This window comes from Puniceibacterium sp. IMCC21224, assembly GCF_001038505.1.
GTDB lineage: Bacteria > Pseudomonadota > Alphaproteobacteria > Rhodobacterales > Rhodobacteraceae > Puniceibacterium.
The window spans coordinates 72668-90947 of record NZ_LDPY01000001.1 but is presented as its reverse complement, the minus strand read 5'-3'; the positions used below and the strand labels follow the sequence as shown (position 1 = coordinate 90947).

At 62.4% G+C, this 18280-nt stretch carries 20 protein-coding genes, 1 tRNA gene and 1 pseudogene; 17 read left to right on the top strand and 5 right to left on the bottom strand.

Annotation, left to right across the window (positions count from 1 at the left end):
• Window positions 1-61: 61 nt before the first annotated feature.
• Window positions 62-569 (top strand): annotated as a pseudogene (locus tag IMCC21224_RS26890) (IS5 family transposase); the annotation flags it as partial.
• Between the two features lie 9 nt (window positions 570-578).
• Here IMCC21224_RS26890 and IMCC21224_RS28420 read toward each other — a convergent pair.
• A complete protein-coding gene (locus IMCC21224_RS28420) occupies window positions 579-746 on the bottom strand; it encodes a hypothetical protein (RefSeq protein WP_231581984.1) in 168 nt (55 codons plus the stop codon).
• Here IMCC21224_RS28420 and IMCC21224_RS26885 point away from each other — a divergent pair.
• The 4 genes from IMCC21224_RS26885 to IMCC21224_RS00415 all read left to right on the top strand — a co-directional run bounded on the left by IMCC21224_RS26885 (window position 681) and on the right by IMCC21224_RS00415 (window position 2269).
• Complete coding sequence (locus tag IMCC21224_RS26885) at window positions 681-1511, top strand: DUF2303 family protein (protein ID WP_231582131.1); 831 nt, start codon at window positions 681-683, stop codon at window positions 1509-1511. The genes IMCC21224_RS28420 and IMCC21224_RS26885 overlap by 66 nt on opposite strands.
• A gap of 56 nt (window positions 1512-1567) precedes the next feature.
• On the top strand, window positions 1568-1744 hold the full coding sequence (locus IMCC21224_RS27620; RefSeq protein ID WP_156178063.1) for a hypothetical protein: 177 nt from the start codon (window positions 1568-1570) through the stop codon (window positions 1742-1744).
• A 73-nt stretch (window positions 1745-1817) separates the two neighbouring features.
• Complete coding sequence (locus IMCC21224_RS00420) at window positions 1818-2063, top strand: hypothetical protein (protein ID WP_047993652.1); 246 nt, start codon at window positions 1818-1820, stop codon at window positions 2061-2063.
• Between the two features lie 35 nt (window positions 2064-2098).
• Window positions 2099-2269: a helix-turn-helix domain-containing protein gene (locus IMCC21224_RS00415; RefSeq protein ID WP_156178061.1), complete on the top strand. Its 171-nt coding sequence runs from the start codon at window positions 2099-2101 to the stop codon at window positions 2267-2269.
• A 65-nt stretch (window positions 2270-2334) separates the two neighbouring features.
• Here IMCC21224_RS00415 and IMCC21224_RS00410 read toward each other — a convergent pair.
• Window positions 2335-2410 (bottom strand) — tRNA-Thr (locus tag IMCC21224_RS00410).
• 223 nt (window positions 2411-2633) lie between these two features.
• Window positions 2634-4727 carry a serine/threonine-protein kinase gene (locus IMCC21224_RS00405; RefSeq protein ID WP_047993650.1) on the bottom strand — a complete coding sequence of 698 codons (2094 nt, stop codon included), beginning with the start codon at window positions 4725-4727 and terminating at the stop codon, window positions 2634-2636.
• Window positions 4728-4864: 137 nt separating this feature from the next.
• Here IMCC21224_RS00405 and tssH point away from each other — a divergent pair, with 137 nt between their 5' ends.
• From tssH to IMCC21224_RS00380, 5 genes are read left to right on the top strand one after another with little or no spacing between them, the layout of a single operon-like run.
• Window positions 4865-7594 carry a type VI secretion system ATPase TssH gene (tssH, locus tag IMCC21224_RS00400; RefSeq protein WP_047993649.1) on the top strand — a complete coding sequence of 910 codons (2730 nt, stop codon included), beginning with the start codon at window positions 4865-4867 and terminating at the stop codon, window positions 7592-7594.
• 9 nt (window positions 7595-7603) lie between these two features.
• A complete protein-coding gene (locus IMCC21224_RS00395; RefSeq protein WP_047993648.1) occupies window positions 7604-8716 on the top strand; it encodes a DUF2169 domain-containing protein in 1113 nt (370 codons plus the stop codon).
• The gene (locus IMCC21224_RS00390) at window positions 8713-9753 is read left to right on the top strand and encodes a 3-oxoacyl-ACP synthase (RefSeq protein WP_047993647.1); all 1041 of its coding nucleotides are present in this window, start codon (window positions 8713-8715) and stop codon (window positions 9751-9753) included. Before IMCC21224_RS00395 ends, IMCC21224_RS00390 begins: the two co-directional genes overlap by 4 nt.
• On the top strand, window positions 9750-11051 hold the full coding sequence (locus tag IMCC21224_RS26880) for a PAAR-like domain-containing protein (RefSeq protein ID WP_082135095.1): 1302 nt from the start codon (window positions 9750-9752) through the stop codon (window positions 11049-11051). The genes IMCC21224_RS00390 and IMCC21224_RS26880 overlap by 4 nt, the downstream gene beginning before the upstream one ends.
• Window positions 11052-11095: 44 nt before the next feature.
• Window positions 11096-12010, top strand: coding sequence for a hypothetical protein (locus tag IMCC21224_RS00380; protein WP_047993646.1), 915 nt, complete (start codon window positions 11096-11098; stop codon window positions 12008-12010).
• Window positions 12011-12064: 54 nt separating this feature from the next.
• Here IMCC21224_RS00380 and IMCC21224_RS00375 read toward each other — a convergent pair whose 3' ends face one another.
• Both IMCC21224_RS00375 and IMCC21224_RS00370 read right to left on the bottom strand, forming a co-directional pair.
• A complete protein-coding gene (locus tag IMCC21224_RS00375; protein WP_047993645.1) occupies window positions 12065-12418 on the bottom strand; it encodes a hypothetical protein in 354 nt (117 codons plus the stop codon).
• Complete coding sequence (locus IMCC21224_RS00370; RefSeq protein ID WP_197089143.1) at window positions 12418-12840, bottom strand: DUF6484 domain-containing protein; 423 nt, start codon at window positions 12838-12840, stop codon at window positions 12418-12420. The genes IMCC21224_RS00375 and IMCC21224_RS00370 overlap by 1 nt, the downstream gene beginning before the upstream one ends.
• A 173-nt stretch (window positions 12841-13013) precedes the next feature.
• On the opposite strand from IMCC21224_RS00370, the gene IMCC21224_RS00365 reads away from it, so the two are divergent.
• The 7 genes from IMCC21224_RS00365 (at window position 13014) to tssB (ending at window position 18280) form a co-directional block, all read left to right on the top strand.
• Entirely contained in the window at window positions 13014-13433 is a 420-nt protein-coding gene (locus IMCC21224_RS00365; protein ID WP_047993643.1) for a hypothetical protein, read from the top strand.
• A 3-nt stretch (window positions 13434-13436) separates the two neighbouring features.
• A complete protein-coding gene (locus IMCC21224_RS00360; RefSeq protein WP_047993642.1) occupies window positions 13437-14057 on the top strand; it encodes a MotA/TolQ/ExbB proton channel family protein in 621 nt (206 codons plus the stop codon).
• Entirely contained in the window at window positions 14054-14446 is a 393-nt protein-coding gene (locus tag IMCC21224_RS00355) for a biopolymer transporter ExbD (RefSeq protein ID WP_047993641.1), read from the top strand. The genes IMCC21224_RS00360 and IMCC21224_RS00355 overlap by 4 nt, the downstream gene beginning before the upstream one ends.
• Window positions 14443-14847, top strand: coding sequence for a biopolymer transporter ExbD (locus IMCC21224_RS00350; RefSeq protein ID WP_047993640.1), 405 nt, complete (start codon window positions 14443-14445; stop codon window positions 14845-14847). Before IMCC21224_RS00355 ends, IMCC21224_RS00350 begins: the two co-directional genes overlap by 4 nt.
• A 10-nt stretch (window positions 14848-14857) precedes the next feature.
• Window positions 14858-16480, top strand: coding sequence for a DUF4384 domain-containing protein (locus IMCC21224_RS00345; RefSeq protein ID WP_047993639.1), 1623 nt, complete (start codon window positions 14858-14860; stop codon window positions 16478-16480).
• A gap of 117 nt (window positions 16481-16597) precedes the next feature.
• Window positions 16598-17719 (top strand): type VI secretion system protein TssA, encoded by a 1122-nt coding sequence (tssA, locus tag IMCC21224_RS00340; protein WP_047993638.1) that lies wholly within the window; start codon window positions 16598-16600, stop codon window positions 17717-17719.
• A 21-nt stretch (window positions 17720-17740) separates the two neighbouring features.
• Window positions 17741-18280 carry a type VI secretion system contractile sheath small subunit gene (gene tssB / locus IMCC21224_RS00335; RefSeq protein ID WP_047993637.1) on the top strand — a complete coding sequence of 180 codons (540 nt, stop codon included), beginning with the start codon at window positions 17741-17743 and terminating at the stop codon, window positions 18278-18280.

Sequence of the window (18280 nt, the reverse complement as noted above, 5' to 3'; positions counted from 1 at the left end):
TCATCTGAATCTCCTCGTTCATCTTGCCGAGAAAATTCTACTTCCGCAGCCCCTTACTTTCGGGGGGGATTACCGCCTGATTGGTCGAACCGAGGGTGGCATCAACACGAAACTGCACGCCATCTGCGACAGCTATGGACGTCCGCTCAATCTGTTCGTGACCGCCGGTCACCCCTCTCGGCGATGCAAGCATCACCTGCCGGGCAGTGGTACAGCGACTACATCGGTGCCCGAGCACTGCTGAGCAGCCTGCCAGATGTCGACTGGCTTCTTGGGGATCGCGGCTATGACGCTGATTGGTTCAGAGAAGCGTTGAAAGACAAAGGGATACGCGCCTGCATCCCGGGTCGTAAGCAACGCAAGACTGCAATCCGATACGACAAGCGGCGCTACAAACGCCGCAACCGCCCCTCTCGTGACATTGCTGCGCAATGCACTGCCGGGCAGTGATCGAGATCATGTTCGGCAGGCTCAAGGACTGGCGGCGTGTCACAACCCGCTATGACCGCTGCCCCAAAGTCTTCCTCTCCGCAATCGCCCTCGCTGCACTCGTCATCTACTGGCTATGAGTCCTGACCCTAGAGGACATCAGCCACCACGACCTGATCAAAACGCCGGACGGCCATGTCCTGACCACACCGCACCTGATCACCCTTCCCGAAAAGCGCACGGTCCAGGATCTGACATCCCACCACCGCGCTGCCGCGGAATACCTCAAACCCGCCCGGCGCAAGGGCACTGCGCATCTGTCCGACCTGGGCAGCCTGATCACCTGGGCCAACCGGTTCAAGGGCGAAACCTCAGTTCTGTTTGGCAAGCCGGACCTGACCGCCCCGACCCTGACCTGCGTCGCCGACTATCACGCGAACGGGCCGGTCGACACCACGGCGCCCGGCGGCGATCCGACCGCCCGCCATTGCCACCACCGCGCGATCTACAATTTCCCTCTGTCCGAGGAATGGAAGGCGTGGATGAAGATTTCCGGCAAGGGTCTGGAAAAGGATGAGATGGGCGAGTTCATCGAAGCCAACGCCAAGGACATCATGGATCCGACCCCGCCCGTCCTGACCCTCAGCCAGAACGACAAGAACAAACCGTGGGAAAACCGCCTGATCGAGACCGCGCAGAATATCGAGGGGCGGTATGGCCAGCTCAGGCAGTTGCTGGCGATGTCGCGTCAGTTCACCGTCTTCGAAAGCAGCGACCTCAAGGTCAGCACCAACCGCGACACTGGCGAATCCGAAATCCAGTTCCTGAACGAACACAAGGGCGCGGATGGCAAACCGCTCAGCCTTCCCAACCTGATCATCATCGCGATCCCGGTGTTCCTGAACGGCGCGCCGTACCGCATGCCGGTGCGGTTCCGGTACCGCAAGAGCGGCGGCTCGGTGAAATTCATCCTGTCTGTCTACAACCCCGAAAAGGCATTCGAAGCCGCCTTTGAGGAAGCCGTGAACGCCGCAGCAGACGCCACCACCCTGCCGGTGCTCATGGGCACCCCCGAAACCTGATGCCTCTTTCTGCCCATCGGCAACGGTGGGCAGCGACGGACAACAGGACATTTCACATGCGAGACACCTTCGACTTCCCAGCACCGCCATTCCAATCCCGCCGCCCGACCGGCACGCCGATGACCAAAACCGAACAGACCCGCATGTGGGGCAACAGCGTCTGCCCACCACAGGCAGACGCGCTGGTCCGCGCGAATGCAGCGCATCTCGCAGCAAAGGAGATTGCAGCGTGACCCAACTCAACATCAGCGCGCTATGCGATGACTGCCCGCGCCGCGCCCTCGCTGAACCGCGGGGGGATGTTTGATGCCCGACAAACCCGAAAAAAGCGACATCGTTCGTGCTGCCGAGAAAATATCTGAGGGACTATTCTACACGAGCTTCATGCTGTTTTTGGGTCTGTGTTCTGGCGCAATGTCAACCGGTGGGCCGTCATCCACCGCCATGCGCGGCATGGGTGATGAGATCGGCAAAGGACTTGCTCACGCTGCGTGCATTGAGGCGCGCGGGACTTGGCATGTCAGCGGGTGTGACATGAAGGACACCGACTGATGCCCGCCGCGCTGCCCGACACAAAGGAGACCAAAATGGCCCCCCAGACCTGCCGACCAAGTGACGCGCCCGCCGTGTTTAGCGTGTCGCGTGCGACCATCTACAGATGGGCCAACGCAGGGCATATCACCATCTACAAACACACCGGAATCAGCCTGATCGTGGTGCGCGAGGTTGTCGCTTATATCCGGGGCAGCGAAGTATGAGTGTGGGGCGGGGTGTGGGGCAGTATCCGCGAATTGTCATTTTATGCAATGAAATCAATACGAGTTGGTGCCGCACAAGGGACTCGAACCCCTGACCCATCGCTTACGAAGCGATTGCTCTACCAGCTGAGCTAGTGCGGCGATGCGGTCGATCCAATAGATGATGAAACCTCATCTGGCAAGTATGGAACGCTCGTTATGTGCCATACGGTCGCGAACATGATACCGGGCGAAGAATTCGACCGACATCGACGCAACAGAGTATTGTGCCCCCTGAAACGCTGCGGAAACAGCGGCGCGCAGCAGCTTGCGGGCGACTAACTTTGGCAAAAACACGCAAAGCTGTGCTTGGGGTCTGGCCCTATCAGGGGCGGGCGTCGATGATCCGCGATGCGACGCCGAGGATCTGATCTTCGCGTCCTTCAAGGGTCTCGGCCAGCGCCTCGGACAGTGACGAGACACTTTCGTCGCGCGGGCGGCGCATGTCGAACAGTGGCGTGCGGGTCAGCAGAGCAACAACTTCGGATTTGCCATAATCGCCTTCGGTCACCTGCATGGCAAGCCGCTTGGTATCGGCGGCGAATTCGTCGAGGGACCAGAGTACGCGAATGCGGCGCAGGCCGTTCTGCACCGTGCCCAGCTCGTCGACCTGATGCTCGGTCTGGTTGATGTTGGGCAGGACGTGAAACACCTTGCCAGTGTTGTCGACCACCATAACCCAAAGCCAGGCTTTGGTGATGTCGGCCGGCATCTGGATGTCCACCAGCGGATTGTCATCGGTGTGATAGACGCCGGTCAGCGCGGCCTCGCCTGTTGCACCACGACCCAGCCAGATCGACACTGCTCCGGGGGGATAAGGCGGCAGCACAGCACGGATAGCGCAGAGATCGGCGTTGAGTGTGGTGGTGGCCAACCGCAGCGTGCGGTCGCCAATGCCTGGGGTCAGCCTGGCTGTCAGCGCGTCGGCATCGGCGGCACTGGCAAGGTCGCCAGTCAGCGTCAGCGTGTCGAACAGGGCATAGGGTGGGTCGCCCGTGCCGCGCAATGTCAACGGGCCGCAACTGGAGAGATCGGTCAGAACCGGCTCCAACACAGTGGGATCGAGTTGTTCTGGCCCAGCGATGAGGTCACTGATGAGGGTGATTGCCGCGCTGTCCTGCCACTTCGTCAGGGTTTTGGCCAACGAATCACGGCCCGCGCGGTCCGAGGCAAGGCCATTGAGCCGGGCACCAGCGCCGCTTATCGTCAGATCCCAGCGGTCGAGCGGCTGCAAAAGCGGCAGCAAAGCGGTCACATCGCCGGGCCAGCTGGGGGAAGGCAGGCCGGTGGCAAGGGTCAGCGATCCGTCGGGCGGCGTGATCCCGGTTGCGCCGGCAAAGGCCGCGCGCAAGTCAGCGGCGCTTTCATCGTTCGGGGCGTTGCCATCCAGCGTGGCGCTGCCGTCGTTGAACGTCGCGGTCAGGCTGTAGGGATTTGCAACCGGCAGCGGCGGGGTCATCAGCCCCTGCACCAGACCCGAGGCCCAGAGCCCGAGACCCACCACCGCCACCACGCCCAACACCAGCACCCACCTGAACGCGCCGCCTGAGCGGCCTTTGCCCGGCGCCCGCGTTGTCGGGTGGCTGTCGGGTTTCAGCCATTGATCCAGCCGGGTCAACGCAACCTCAGCCGTAGCCGGGCGGTTTGCGGCATCAGGCGCGGTCAGCCAGTCGATCAGGTCGCGCAATGGGCTGCTGATCCCCGAGGTGTCCAGCGCGTCCCGTTTGAACCGCACCACGGCGCCGGGATTCGACCCGACATCGGGGACTTCGCGCCGCGCCACGGCCAGCAACGACGCCCCAAGCGCATAAAGGTCGGTGCGGAAATCGGCGTGCCCCTCAAGCTGTTCGGGCGCCGCGTATTCGTATTTGCCGGCAAAGCTGGTGCCGACGATGGTGCGCGCGCCTGTGGCGGTGTCCTTGGCGATGCCAAAGTCGATAATGGTTGCCTTGTCGGCGTCCCCGCCGCGCAGGATGATGTTGTCAGGTGACAAATCCCGATGCACGATACCCTGCGCATGGGTCGCCGTCAGACCATGCAACACGCGGTGGGCGACAATCAGCAGCTCGCGATCCTCGACCCGGCGTTCAAACATCAGATCACTCAGCGACACGCCTTCGACATAATCCATCACCAGAAACACATGCCCGTCATCGGTGCGCGAGCATTCAGAGTATCGGACAACCGAATCGTGTATGATGTTGCGCATCTGCTCTTCGCGTTTCATCAGTTCGACGTAATCGGAATTACCGGAAAACCGCGCATTTAGCGCCTTGATGGCAAGGGTGCGTTCGGTGATCTGGTTGAAGGCCAGATAGACCTCTCCGGTGCCGCCCCGGCCCAGAATCCTGCGGATTTCATAGGTGTTGTTCAGAACCTGTCCGGGTCTGAAAATGTCCGAAGGTTTCGGATCTTTCATCTAGAATCCCCTTTGCGCGGGCTCTGTTCAAAACGGTCGATTCAAAATCGAAACCGGTCTATCATCCCGGCATAATACGATTTCGATTATTCCACCGGCTTGCGGTGACAACAACATATTTTGGAGGACGTCTGGAAATGGCGGCACGTGGATCCAATGAGACCATCAAACGTAAGGAATTGGTTGGCAAGCTGAATCCGGTCTGTCTCAAGGCGTTTTCCGCCGCAGCACAGGCGGCCAAACGACGCGGCAATCCCTATGTCGAGCTGGTGCATTTCATCACCGCGCTGGCGGATACGGACGGGTCGGATCTGGCGTTGTTGATGCAGGCGGTCGGGGTGGATCGACACAAATTCGACGGCGACGTGCTGCGCGCGACAGATGCGTTGCCGCATGGCGCCGGCTCGGTCGAGGAGTTCTCGGACCACATCTTTCGCGCCATTCAGGAGGGCTGGAACCTTGGCTCGTTCGATTATGGCGACGATTCGGTGCGGTCGGCTTATGTGGTGCTCGCCGCGCTCAAGGTGCCGGTGCTGGAAGGGTTGCTGTTCAAGATCAGCCTTGAGTTCGACAAGTTCGACCCGGATGCGATGATCGCGGATCTGGACAGTCTTTTGGCCGCCTCAATCGAGCGTAGCGGCGATTCCGTGACGGATGATGCGCCCAAGGCAAAAAAGGCCCCCGGCGGCAAATCGGCGCTGTCGCAATACGCCACCAATCTGACCGAACGCGCCCGCGACGGCAAAATGGACCCGGTTGTGGGGCGTGATCCCGAAATCCGGCAGATCGTTGATATCCTGATGCGGCGCAAGCAGAATAACCCGATTCTGACTGGCGAGGCGGGGGTGGGCAAAACCGCCGTTGTCGAAGGGTTCGCGCAGCGGCTGGCCAAGGGCGACGTGCCGCCGCAGCTGCGCAATGTGGATCTACAGATGCTGGATATCGGGCTGATGCAGGCCGGTGCCAGCGTAAAGGGCGAGTTTGAAAAGCGGCTCAAGGCGGTGATCGACGAGGTGCAGTCCAGCGACACCCCGATCATCCTGTTCATCGACGAGGCGCATACCCTGATTGGTGCCGGCGGCGCTGCGGGTACGGGCGACGCCGCCAACCTGCTGAAACCGGCGCTGGCGCGGGGTGAATTACGCACCATCGCCGCCACCACATGGGCCGAGTACAAACAGCATATCGAACCTGACCCGGCACTGACCCGGCGTTTTCAGGTGGTGAAAGTGGATGAGCCGGACGAGGCCAAGGCGATCCTGATGTGTCGCGGCGTAGCCGGGGTTCTGGAAAAACACCACAAGGTCGAACTGCTGGACGAAGCGATCGAGGCGGCGGTCAAGCTGTCGCATCGCTATATCCCCTCGCGCCAACTGCCGGACAAGGCGATCAGCCTGCTCGATACCGCATGCGCCCGCGTGGCCGTATCGCAGCACGCCACCCCTGCCGAGGTCGAGGATATCCAGCGCCGACTGGATGCGCTTGAGATCGAGCAGGGCATTATTGACCGCGAAGAGGCCATCGGGATCGAAGTCACTGACCGAAAGGCGGCTGTGGAGGCGGGATTGGCCGAGGCGGCGGCAGCGATGGACGCCGCGACCACCCGTTGGGAGGCGGAAAAGCTGCTTGTCGACGATATTCTGGACCTGCGGGCGCAATTGCGCGGGCTTGGGGCGGCGGTGGATGACACGGGCGATCTGGGCGATGCCGACGCCGAGATGGTCGAGGAACTGCCCGACGTCGAAGCCGCGCCGGAGGTGACAGAGGAACCGTTTAACCGCGACGCCACGCTGGCGCAGCTCAAGGTGCAGATGGCGGAACTGGCCACGGCGCAGGGCGAAACGCCGTTGATTCTGCCATCGGTGGACCGGCTGGCCGTGGGGTCCGTGGTGCAGGACTGGACCGGGATTCCGATGGGCCGGATGTTGGCCAGTCAGACCGAACGTGCGCTGAGCCTTGCCGCGACTCTTGCCGAACGCGTTGTCGGGCAGGATCACGCGATGGAGATGATCGCGAACCGGATCCAGACCAGCGCCGCGGGGCTGAAACCGCCCGAGAAACCCGTGGGCGTGTTCATGCTGTGCGGGCCATCAGGAGTCGGTAAAACCGAAACCGCGCTGGCGCTGGCCGAGTTGATGTTTGGCGGTGAAGATAACCTGATTTCCATCAACATGAGCGAGTTTCAAGAGGCGCATACCGTTTCGACCCTCAAAGGCGCGCCGCCGGGTTATGTCGGCTATGGCAAGGGCGGCATTCTGACCGAGGCCGTCCGCCGCAGACCCTACAGCGTCGTCCTGCTGGACGAGGTGGAAAAGGCGCACCCGGATGTCCACGAGATCTTTTTCCAAGTGTTCGACAAGGGCATGATGGACGACAGCGAAGGGCGGCGGATCGACTTCAAGAATACGCTGATCCTGCTGACCTCGAACGTCGGATCGGACGAGATCATGGCGATGACGCAGGATGGCGCGGTCACGGCGGACAATGACGAACTGACCGCTGCATTGCGCAAGCCGCTGCTGGATGTGTTTCCGGCGGCGCTGCTCGGACGGGTTGTCACGATCCCTTATTGCCCGCTGTCCGACGCAATGATCGAGGCGATAGCCGGCCACAAGCTGCGCAGCCTCGCCAAACGTCTGGGCGAAGGTTACGGCGCGGAACTGGTGATCGGCGACGGCGCGATGCAGGTGATCAAGGACCGCTGCACCGAGATCGAGAGCGGCGGGCGGATGATTGACGCGATCCTGACCAACACGCTGATGCCAGAGCTTAGCCGCCGTATCCTGACCTGGCGGCTTGAGGGCAAGGATCTCGCGCGTGTGACCGTGACCGGCGGGCCAGATGGCTTTGGCTACGACTTCGGATGAGAGGGCGCGATGCAGGTTTTCAACCGACCCGGATTTGTCCATCAACACACTATCGGCATGGACACCGCAGGGCGCGAATACTTTTCGTTTGTGGTCAAGGGCACCTTTGCCTTTCCCGAACGCAGCGGCGCTGTGGCCGAACTGGCACCAGACCAACAACCGCTGGTGTTTGCGGATGAACTGACCGGTGAGCCGGGCTTTTCCGCCACCCGATGGGAGACGGATTTTGCCTTTCGCAAACCCAAATGCGACGTGGTTTTACAGGGCGCGGCCTATGCCCCCGGAGGGCGCAAGGCGTCGCGGGTGCAGGTCGGGTTGCGGGTTGGTGGTTGGCAAAAAATCTTTCACGTGGTGGGGCACCGCGAATGGCGGGTGGTCGGCCCGCAGGTGCTGGCGACCGATCCCTATCCGTTTGCGCGACAACCCTTTGGATATGACACCGCGTTTGGTGGCATCGACCGGTTGAATCCTGACGATCCGAAACCACCCGCGTATCTGGAAAATCCAGTCGGGCGCGGTTTTGCATCGTTTCGCAATCAGTCGAAATTGTCGGGTCAGCCACTGCCGAATACCGAGGAGGTGGGAGTGCCCATCGCCTCGCCGTATGAAGCGTACCGCCCGATGGGTTTTGGTCCGATCTGGCGCGGGCGGGCCGACCGTATCCGCTATGGCGGTACATATGACCAGCACTGGGAGGAAAACGTATTTCCGTTCCTGCCCGCCGATTTCGACGAAAGATATTACCAGCAAGTTGGCGCGGATCAGCAGATCGACAGGCCAAAGCGGTCGCAAGAGGTGGTGATCCTGAACCTGACGCCTTCGGGTCGCGAGACGTTGCGCCTGCCCGATCCGGCGTTACCGCTGACCCTGTTCCGGGGGTGGGAATGCGCGTTTCAGGGGTTGGTCCATCCCGATACGCTGCTGTTTGATACCGAAGCACGCAGGCTTTCGATGGTCTGGCGGGTGCAGGTGCCGATGCGACGTATGATCACCGAATTCACCGAGGCCTGGATCGGTCGGCCACGCCCCGGTCAAATCCGGGCCAAGGCCATGGGCAAACCCTACCGGGATCTCACGCGCGATGGTTTTCGGATGCCAGCCGATCACGGCGAACTGACATGAGCACAGGCGTCAATATCCTGTCGGCGGGCATGGTGACGCCGGTCGGCCTGACGGCGGCAGCCAGCTGTGCGGCCATGCGCGGATCGCTGGATGGTGTGGTCGAAACCCAGTTTGTTGCGCCCGGTGGCGATTGGCTGCTGGGCGCGCAGGTACCTTTGCCGCGCAATTGGCTGGGTGAAAAGCGGCTGGCGCATATGGCGGCGGGCGCGGTGGTCGATGCGCTGGAGGGGCAGGCGGCGGCGGATTTGCAGATAGTGTTGTGCCTTGCCGAAACTGATAGGCCCGGTCGGCCGGTGCGTGATACCGACCGGTTTGGCCAGCGGGTGCTGGAATTTTCCGGTCTGGCTGCTCGCACCAAACTGCATGTGGTGACACATGGCCGCCCATCGGGGATCGTTGCGCTGGAACGGGTGCGGCGGATGTTCGCGCGGGACGAGGCGGGTCATGCGCTGATCCTTGGCGTTGACAGCCTGCTGAGCGGGCCGGCCATCGCGCATTACCTGCGCGCCGAGCGATTGCTGACCGGCGAGAACCCCAACGGATTCATTCCGGGCGAGGCGGCGGCAGCGATCCTGTGTGCTGCGGGCAAGCCGATGCATTTCGCGCTGACTGGTCTGGGCCTCGCGCGCGAGCAGGCGTTTCTTTATAATCCCGAGGATAAACCACTGCGCGGCGATGGCATGACACAGGCCTATCGCGATGCGCTGGATATGGCCGGGCTTGAGGGGCGCAATGTAGAATACCGGCTCTCGGATATCTGCGGCGAGGCGTATTTTTTCAAACAGACCGCGTTGGCGCAGCAGCGCACCACGCGCCACCGCACCGAAGTCCCGCAGATCTGGAGCCCGGGCGAGTGTGTTGGCAATGTCGGCGCGGCGTTTGTGCCATTGATGGTCGGCTGGGCGCTGACGGCGTTTGAGCGCGGCTATGGCCCCGGTGCGCCGGTACTGATCGAATCGTCTGGCGACGATGGCGCCTGCGGTGCGGCGGTGTTTCAGTCGGCGCAGCGGGCCAAAATCGAGAGGGCGGTGGCATGACGGTCTTTGCGAACATGCTCGAAGTGGCGTGCAAGGCCCAGACCAATCAGGTCATCGCGGCGATGCCGGACGTCTGTTTTACCCCGCCCGAGGCTCCGCCGACGCCGCCGGGTGTGCCGATTCCCTATCCCAGTTTCGGCATGGATGGTGATACTGACAAAGGTACCGGCACGGTCAAGATCGGCGGCGAAAATGTCAGCCACAAAAACAAGTCCTTTTTCTCCAAGACCATGGGGACCGAGGCAGGTGTGGCGGCGAAAAAGGGCCTCGTTACGTCCAAGAACACCGGCAAGAGCTACAATCAGGCCTGGTCCAGCAACGTCAAGGCCGAGGGCCAGCCGGTCAGCCGGTTTTCGGACATCAGCACCAACAACCACGGATCAATTCCCGGCAACTCTCCGCCCTGGCCCAAGATTTCCAAACCCGGCGGTGTGGATGCCCCGGACCCCTGCGAGGGTGACAAAAAAAAGATCAAAGACGCCTGCGAGGGTTACAAAGATATGGACGAGGTCTGCAAAGAGGCAGGCCTGAACAAGAAAGCCGGAGAAAGCAATGTCGATGGCTCGAGCGACAGGGTCTATAAGATGGCAGGCGGCGTCCTGACCGAGGTGCGGTCGAAACGATCAAAAACCTCGACTGTTGACACGGCGGCGGGGGAATTTCGCGGCAGTTCGACCCGCGATCGGGATTTCGAGGCGGCACAAGGCCCGTCCAAGCGGCAGAAAACCGACAAGCAAAAGGAACAGCCCAGCTGCCTTGCTGCGCTGCGTTGCAAGCTGGCACCCTATAAAAAGGGTGACAAGGCATGTTGTGGCAAACAGACGCCGCACCACGTGGTGCCGAAATCGTCGTTCGTGGACACCAATGACTCCGGCAAGGCGCTGGCGGGCTGCGCCAATTACAACGGCAACGATGCGCCTTGTATTTGTGCCGAAGGTGCCAGCAGCACCAAGGGCAGCCACGGTCGGATGCACGCGTTTCTGTTGCTGGCGATCCACAAGGCGACCAGCCTCAAGGGGACGTTCAAGCCGGACACCAAGACGCTGGCGCTGGACAAGGGCGGCAGCGTCCAAGGCCGGGAAATGAGCTACAAACAGCAGCGCGAGGCGGGTGTTGCGTCGGTGATGAAGGTGTTCCCGCGGTCAAAATGCTCGGCCGCCTGTCTCGCCGCGCAGCTGGACGGCTATCACAAGGACGAAGAGGTCGGGGTCAAGGACGATACGCCGTTGCGCGCTGACACCATCCCCGGGCGCGGACCCGAGGAATCCAAGAATATGATCGCGGCGCTGGGCACCTGACGCCTGAGTGTTGTCTGCCGCATTTACCCGAGAAAGGAATGACCATGCGTCCCTTTGTTCCCAAGTTTCGGATCGTGAATGGCAGCGCGTTTGATGCAACAACGATGATTCTGGTGTTGATGCTGGACGAACTGGCCGACGATCCTGACGAGCCGCATTCGACGGTGTTCCTGGTCCAGGGCGGCACCGCACGCAATCTGGCCAAGCACCTCTATAACGTGGTGTCCACCACCTTTGGCCCCGGCGGTCGCGATGACGCCTGGGGGTTGGGACAATGGGGGCAGGCGGTGCGTTACCTGGGTGGCGGCGCGATCGAAGAGACCCAGTTGCCTGTTCCGCGTGGCCCGATGCGGGCGATTACATGTGCGGGTGACACGCTGTTTGCCGTGGGCACCGCGTTGCAGGCATTTCGCAAGCGCCCCTCGGGTGACTGGGAGGATATTTCTGTCGGTGGCACGTTGTTCGAAGACTATGACGAAAACATACTCGAGGCGGTGGCGGGGTTCGCCCCGGACGAGGTGTATGCCGCCGGATCCGAAGGCATCGTCTGGTGGTTTGACGGGCAGGCGTGGACCCCGATCCAATGTATGACCAATGCCGCCTTCCACGCGGTAACCTGTGCCGAGGATGGCGTCGTCTATCTCTGCGGCCAGTCGGGCATCATCGCCAAGGGCCGCCGCGATGCGTTCGAAGTGCTGGATACCGAAGATGATCTGATCGATCTCTGGGGCATCGCGCTCTATGATGACACGCTTTATGCGGCGGGGTTCACGATGTTGCTCGAAATGGTCGACGATGTGCTCGAGATCGAGGAAATCGCCAGCGACATGGCAGACCATTTCTATGACATCGTGGCTTGCGACGGTGTGCTGTGGTCATTCGGGATGAGCGACATTCTGCGGCTGGATGGCGACGAATGGCAACGGCTGATCGAAGTAACTGTAGAAGACGGCGGCTGATCGTGGACCTGGCGTGACCAGGGGCCGCCGGGGCGCAGGCTGACGATAGCCGTCTCAGGTCTGTTCTTCGCCGGGCAGCATTGCATCTAGATAGTCGCGTACCGCGTCCAGATCCAGATCATGCACTCGCAGATGTCGCGCCGCCGGCTGCAGCATCCGCAGCACAAAGAGTTCGCCCGCCTCGGGAAATGCGTCATAGCGTTCCTGTGCGATCACCTGTCCGTCCTCACCCGCCACCCGCAACCCGTCGAGATGCGCGTTCAGCCGCTCGATCAGACGGTCCATCCGTTCTTCGTCCATGTCGGGATTTTCGTCGGGATGCAGCAGATGCCAGTCGTAGACGCACCACAGATGCGCAGACTCTTCCGCGTGCCGCCGCACGATGTCCCTGAGCACCGGCGCTGCCATCAGTTCAGATTCACTGAGCCGCCGCGGATATGGTTTGAACCCGATGCGTGGCTGACCAGATGGGTACCGCGTATGGTGATGTGGCCGTCCTTTTCCATCACAATCGCCGCTTTGCCGACGCGCAGTTCAATCCGTTCTTGCGCGTTGATGCGCACGGTTTTGCCGTCATGGATCACTTGCGGCGCAGTGTTCTGGCGTACTGGTTCAACGATGCGGCCAATGATCAGTGGGCGGTCACGGGCGCCATCTTCGAACAGCAGCGCGATCTCGGACCCCGCGTCATCGGCGGTCAGGGCGCAGAGGCTGCGCGCCGGAATGGCGTGATCGTGCGGGTTCGAGGGAAAGACAACCAGCGGCGCACCGCCGCGAAACCCCAGAAACATGCCAATCACCACACCGTCCACATTTTCCCTGACGTTCATCATGCTCTCCGGAATATGCTTCAACCAATACGTTCAGTATTTCACGGGACTGGCGATTCACCAAGTGGGCACTGAAGCCGGGCGTGACTGTGCGCGGAGGATAGCCGGAAAATGCACAAGGCAGGCGTGGAATCTGCTATCTCTGGGGCAGGACGATTTGAGGAGGATGGCATTTGAAACGAATCTTGTGGGCCGCATTGGTGGTTTTCTGGCTGCCTGGAAGCAGTGTCATGGCGCAAGACGGCGGCCTGACGGTCGAACTGAACAAGCTCGAACCCGGCGAGGGCGATGCCTGCCGCGCGTTTTTTCTGTTTCGCAACGATCTGGGCCGCTCGCTCGCGGCGTTCGAGATGTCGTTGGCGATTCTGGACGGGCAGGGCGTCATCGACCAGCTTTTGACGGTGGATGCAGCCCCGCTGCCGCTGGAACGGACAACGCTGAAGCTGTTCGAATTTCCTGGCATCGCCTGTGACGGGATCTCTGAAATCCTACTGCACGACATCGCCACCTGCCGCCCGCAGAATGGTGATGAGCTGGATTGCTTTGCCGTGCTGTCCTTGCAGAGCAAGGCCACCGCCCCGCTGGTGAAATAGCGCATGATCGGGATTCAGGATCTGGGAACGGCCGGACCGGTTCTGTTGGTGCTGGCGGCGCTGTCGCTGCTGTCGGTGGCGGTATTTCTGGCGCGGCTGATAGACCTGCGCGGTGTCACCCGGGGGCAGGGGGCGCGGGACGGCTGGATTGATACCTTGGAGCGGGGCGACGCGGGCGATTCGCCGAATGACACCCGCACGCCTGCCGGTCGGGTGGCTGCGCGCGCGGGCGATCTGCTGCGACGTCGGGTGCCTGCGGCGGTGCTGTCGGCTGATCTTGAACAGCTTGGCAATGCCGAAGTGCGGCGCATGGGGCGGGGCATCCGCCTGCTGGAGCTGGTGGGCATGATTGCGCCGCTGCTCGGCTTGCTGGGCACCGTTTTGGGCATGATCCAGTCATTCCGCTCGCTTGAGATGGCCGAGGGCGCGGCCAATGCCTCGATCCTTGCCGGGGGAATCTGGCAGGCGCTGCTGACCACTGCGGCGGGGCTGGTGGTAGCGATCCCTGCCGTGATCGGCGCGGCGATCCTGCAAGCGCGGGTCGAGGCGGGAACATCCGAAATGGAGCGACTGATTGGCCGGGTGTCGCTGGCACGGGGGCTGCGCGACGAGGATACGCCATGAGGCTGGCGCGCCCTGCTGCATCGGCACGGCGCATTTCGCTGGTGCCGCTGATCGACGTGCTGTTCATCCTGCTGGTCTATTTCATGGTCACGTCGGTTTACCGTGATCTGGACATGATCCCGGTTGTACAGGACGGATCGGTGTCGTCGGAGTCGGGGGGCACGGCCACCACGGTACTGTTGCGTATCGGCGCTGACGGGCAGGTGGTGTTGCGGGGGCGGAACGTTACCCCTGACGTATTGGCATCGGTGTTGGCCACGCCGGGGCAACGGGTGCTGATCCTGCCGACTGGCGCGGCACCGCTCTGGGCGCTGACGGATCTGATGGACGCGGTCGCGGCGGCTGGCGTGACCGACGCACGCCTGATCCGTCTGGAGGCGGAGGGATGAGGCTGCATCGCCCCGATCATCGTCCCGCGCCCGAACCGATCATCGCCCTGGTTGATGTCGTGTTCTTTTTGCTGGTGTTCTTTCTGTTGGTCGCGCGGCTTGACGCGTCCGCCCCGTTCGAGGTGCTGCCGCCGGTCGCGGTGTCGGGCCGCGACATGCCGGGCGGTGGTGTGACCCTGTCGGTGGCGCGGGACGGTGCGCTGGCGGTGAACGGCAATACGGCGGCGGCCGAGGATTGGCTCGCGCTCGTCACTGCCGCAGCGGCGCGTAACGGCGCGCGCCTGATCCGGATCAATGCGCATCGGGACGTGGCGCTGCGCCATGTGCTGCCGTTGGTCAGCGCCCTCGAGGCGGCCGCGTTGGGAGAGGTGGTGATTGTGGTCACGCCGCCTGAATCATGAGGGCCCGCACATGAGCTTCGCGCGGGGCAGTCTGGCGCTGGTGGGCTCGTTGGTGCTGCATCTGGGTGCGGCGTTTGCGTTGGTTCCTTGGCTCGCGCCCAGCCCGATGCCGCAGCAGAATGCGGACTCGGGCCGTATTCTGCTGGCAACGATGCAGGTGTCGCGCGCCATTGCAATTTCGCGAACCCCCGACGCGTCATCTGCGGTCAGCGCCGGAGCAAGCGGCGCGCGGGTCGCGGGGCAGGGCGTGCCACAGCGCCGGGCCAGTCCGGTGATACCGGACAATGCGCCGCTGACCGGGGCCAGAGTAAAGAGCGCACGACAGAATGCGATTGCTCCGCCCGCTCTGCGAACCGGAGCCGCGCCGACGCCAGCCGTTGCACTGACAGAAGTTGAGGTTCAAGGTTTTTTGCAACGTGCTGCGACGCCTGACATGGCGCGGGTTGGTGCAGTGTCAGTGCCAATCAACCGCGCAACGGACCTGCCGGTGTCCGAGCAGGTGCTGGGCGAAGTCGAGGTCGGTCTGATGCGCATCCCGTCGATCGCGCCGGACCTGGCCGTAACACGGGCGGGTGACATGATCGGGACGCGTGTCGCCGCACGTCCTGCCCGATCGCCTGCGACATCGCGCACCGTATCTGGCGGGCGCGTGGCTGCGGCCCAGATAGTGGCAGCCGTGTTGCGCGCTGAACCGGCTGTGCCGTCGGTGGGGGCGTTGCCCGTGTCGGGGACGGTTGCAAATCCGTCCCGTCCCACAGGCATCCGACTGGCCGCGCGCGCGGCTGACACTGGTCGCGCCGTCGCGCTGGACAGTGCAGGCGAGACCGTACAGGCGGGCCTGGAATGGAGTGGCGCGGGCGGCGTCACCCTGGATGCGCAAAGTCTGGCGACGTTGCAGGCCTTTCTTCAGCCGGGCGCGGCGGGGGGGCGCGATGTCCGCGACCGCATGAGTCGTGCCATGGCCGCGCCGGACTGTGCCAGGGTGCATACGGTCTTTGACGCGGCGACGGGTACGCTCGAACTGCGCGGCCACGTGCCCGACGCTGGGGCACGCGCGCCGCTTCTGGCCAATCTCAGGGCCCAGATCGGTGGTGCGCTGGCGCTGCGCGACAGTTTGCAAATCCTGCCGCGCCCGCAATGCGGGCTATTGGATGCCATCGCCGCCCTTGGTTTGCCGCAGTCCGAAGAGCAGTTGACCGACAGTGATCTGGTCGGCGAAAATGCGCAGGTCCGTGAATATGCCTTTGCCGAAGGTGACCGGCTGGTGATCGACCTGATCGCGCCGGAATATCCGGCCTATGTCTACGTGGATTACTTTGACGCCAGCGGGCAGGTGCTGCACCTGATGCCCAACGACCGCACGCCGTTGCGGTTGATGGCCCCGGATCAAGTGTTTGCCGTCGGTCGGGGTGATGACCTCGACTTGCGGATAGCGGCGCCCTTTGGTCAGGACATCGCCGTGGCTTTTGCGGCGAACCGACCGCTCTATGATGATCTACCGCCTTTGGTTGAGTTGGCCGAACCCTACCTTGTCCGGATGCGGGATCGGGTTGCCGATGTGCGCGCCGCAGACCCAGAGTTTCGCGGCGAATGGGTGTATCTGTTTGTCGCAACCTCGGCGGTGGCGCGCTGACCGTGGGCGAAGTCCCGCAGGCGCAGAGTCTGCGGTTGGCCGGGTTTCTTGCAAGAATCAAAATCTTCTGAAACACTCCCACATAGTTGTTTAGGAATTTTAAAAAGGCACTGAGGCATGGACATTGGTCGCCTCCTTACGCCGATCAAGGATGATTTGCCGTCTGGCGTGGAACTGCGCAATGACGCGCGTTTTCATTCTATTGAGCGGCGGATGGACCCCGCAGCGCGGGACGCACGGCACAACCCTGACGGGTCCGTGAGTGACGCTGTCCCGAACGTGGACTGGCAGGGCATTCTGGACGATGGTCAGGCGCTGGCCGAAGATGGTCGTGATCTGCGGTTGTTAACGATCCTTGTGCGGGCGCTGTACAATGTCGGCGGGTTTTCGGATTTGGCGCAGGGGCTGGGCCTGCTGACTGACAGCGTGACCCAATTCTGGGATAGTCTGCACCCGGCCCTGCGCGAGCGTGACGATGCCAAGGCGGCGGCGCTGCCACGTCTCAACGCGATCCGCCAGCTTGAGAATGACGAGAACGGCCTGCTGGGGGATCTGCGGTTTGGCATCATGCTGAATGCGCGCGGCATCGGCCCGCTGACTGGCGACGATCTGGCAGCCGGAACGCAGAGCGATTTCGAAATGCTGAATCAGGCGGCGTCGGGGCTGAATCAGGCGGAAAAGGATGCGCTGGTTGCGGCGCATGGTCAGCGGGTGAACCGCGTCACCGCCGCGACCCGCGCGCTGGCAGCAGAAGAGGCCGAGCGCGCCGCCGACATGCTGGATGGCCTCAAAGCCTGCGAGGCGGCGATTGCTGCGCTGACGGCTGCGGTTGACGACAAGGGCGGTTTTGGCAGTCAGCCGGGGCTGTCGCTGACTGAGCTGGCCAGTTTTCTTCAACTTTGCCGCAAGACGATTGAAAAGGCGGTCGCGGCAACGGGCACGGATGCGACTCTGGTCGAGGACAGCCCGGCTGCTGTCGCGCCCGCAGGCCAGGCGACGCCGGTCAGCGCAGCGTCTGCCTCCGGCACAATCAATTCGCGCCGCGATGTCGAAACCAGCCTCGACCGCATTATTGGATTTTACGAACGCACCGAACCCTCGAGCCCGATCCCGCATCTGGCACGGCGGATGCGGCGGATGGTGGCGATGGATTTCCTTGAATTGATGGAGGAGATCGCGCCGTCCGGACTGAAAGAATTCCGCAGCATCGCGGGGGTCGACGAACCAAAAAAGAAGTGACGTTTAAAGGAAGGAATTGGAATGAGCGACAGCAAGCAGAAGGTGATTGAACGCAACCGGGCGCCACGGGTGCAGATCGCCTATGATGTAGAGCATTACGGCAGCCCGACCACGATCGAATTGCCATTTGTCATGGGGGTGATGGCCGATCTGGCGGGCGCCTCGGAGACGAAAGAGGCCAAGAAGCCGATCAATGACCGAACCTTTGTCGAAACCGATGCGGGCCGGTTCAGCAAGTTCATGGAGGCGCTCAGCCCGCGTGTGAAAGCCCGCGTGCCCAACACGCTGCCCTCTGCCGATGGCGCCGACACCGAGGAAGAGTTGTTCGTCGATCTGTCGTTCAAAAGCATGAGCGATTTTGCCCCCGACAAGATCGCCGAACAGGTGCCGCCGCTGGCCGAATTGCTGAAGATGCGCAAGCAGCTTGAGGAATTGCTGGGCTACATGGATGGCAAGGTCGACGCGGAAAAGCGCATTGCGCAGCTGCTGGGCAACGAGCCGCTGCTGGCACAGGCCGCCGAACAGGCCATGGCCGCGACGTCCGAAGAGAAGGAGAGCTGA

Excerpts from the sequence above, each read along its gene's own strand:
- IMCC21224_RS28420 (WP_231581984.1), bottom strand. The coding sequence starts at position 746 with ATGCGCAGTGCCCTTGCGCCGGGCGGGTTTGAGGTATTCCGCGGCAGC.
- IMCC21224_RS00395 (WP_047993648.1), top strand. The coding sequence starts at position 7,604 with ATGCAGGTTTTCAACCGACCCGGATTTGTCCATCAACACACTATCGGC.
- IMCC21224_RS00415 (WP_156178061.1), top strand. The coding sequence starts at position 2,099 with ATGGCCCCCCAGACCTGCCGACCAAGTGACGCGCCCGCCGTGTTTAGC.
- IMCC21224_RS00345 (WP_047993639.1), top strand. The coding sequence starts at position 14,858 with ATGAGCTTCGCGCGGGGCAGTCTGGCGCTGGTGGGCTCGTTGGTGCTG.
- tssA (WP_047993638.1), top strand. The coding sequence starts at position 16,598 with ATGGACATTGGTCGCCTCCTTACGCCGATCAAGGATGATTTGCCGTCT.
- IMCC21224_RS00350 (WP_047993640.1), top strand. The coding sequence starts at position 14,443 with ATGAGGCTGCATCGCCCCGATCATCGTCCCGCGCCCGAACCGATCATC.
- IMCC21224_RS00370 (WP_197089143.1), bottom strand. The coding sequence starts at position 12,840 with ATGAACGTCAGGGAAAATGTGGACGGTGTGGTGATTGGCATGTTTCTG.
- IMCC21224_RS00375 (WP_047993645.1), bottom strand. The coding sequence starts at position 12,418 with ATGGCAGCGCCGGTGCTCAGGGACATCGTGCGGCGGCACGCGGAAGAG.
- IMCC21224_RS00380 (WP_047993646.1), top strand. The coding sequence starts at position 11,096 with ATGCGTCCCTTTGTTCCCAAGTTTCGGATCGTGAATGGCAGCGCGTTT.
- IMCC21224_RS00355 (WP_047993641.1), top strand. The coding sequence starts at position 14,054 with ATGAGGCTGGCGCGCCCTGCTGCATCGGCACGGCGCATTTCGCTGGTG.
- tssH (WP_047993649.1), top strand. The coding sequence starts at position 4,865 with ATGGCGGCACGTGGATCCAATGAGACCATCAAACGTAAGGAATTGGTT.
- IMCC21224_RS27620 (WP_156178063.1), top strand. The coding sequence starts at position 1,568 with ATGCGAGACACCTTCGACTTCCCAGCACCGCCATTCCAATCCCGCCGC.
- IMCC21224_RS00360 (WP_047993642.1), top strand. The coding sequence starts at position 13,437 with ATGATCGGGATTCAGGATCTGGGAACGGCCGGACCGGTTCTGTTGGTG.
- IMCC21224_RS00405 (WP_047993650.1), bottom strand. The coding sequence starts at position 4,727 with ATGAAAGATCCGAAACCTTCGGACATTTTCAGACCCGGACAGGTTCTG.
- tssB (WP_047993637.1), top strand. The coding sequence starts at position 17,741 with ATGAGCGACAGCAAGCAGAAGGTGATTGAACGCAACCGGGCGCCACGG.
- IMCC21224_RS26880 (WP_082135095.1), top strand. The coding sequence starts at position 9,750 with ATGACGGTCTTTGCGAACATGCTCGAAGTGGCGTGCAAGGCCCAGACC.
- IMCC21224_RS00390 (WP_047993647.1), top strand. The coding sequence starts at position 8,713 with ATGAGCACAGGCGTCAATATCCTGTCGGCGGGCATGGTGACGCCGGTC.
- IMCC21224_RS00420 (WP_047993652.1), top strand. The coding sequence starts at position 1,818 with ATGCCCGACAAACCCGAAAAAAGCGACATCGTTCGTGCTGCCGAGAAA.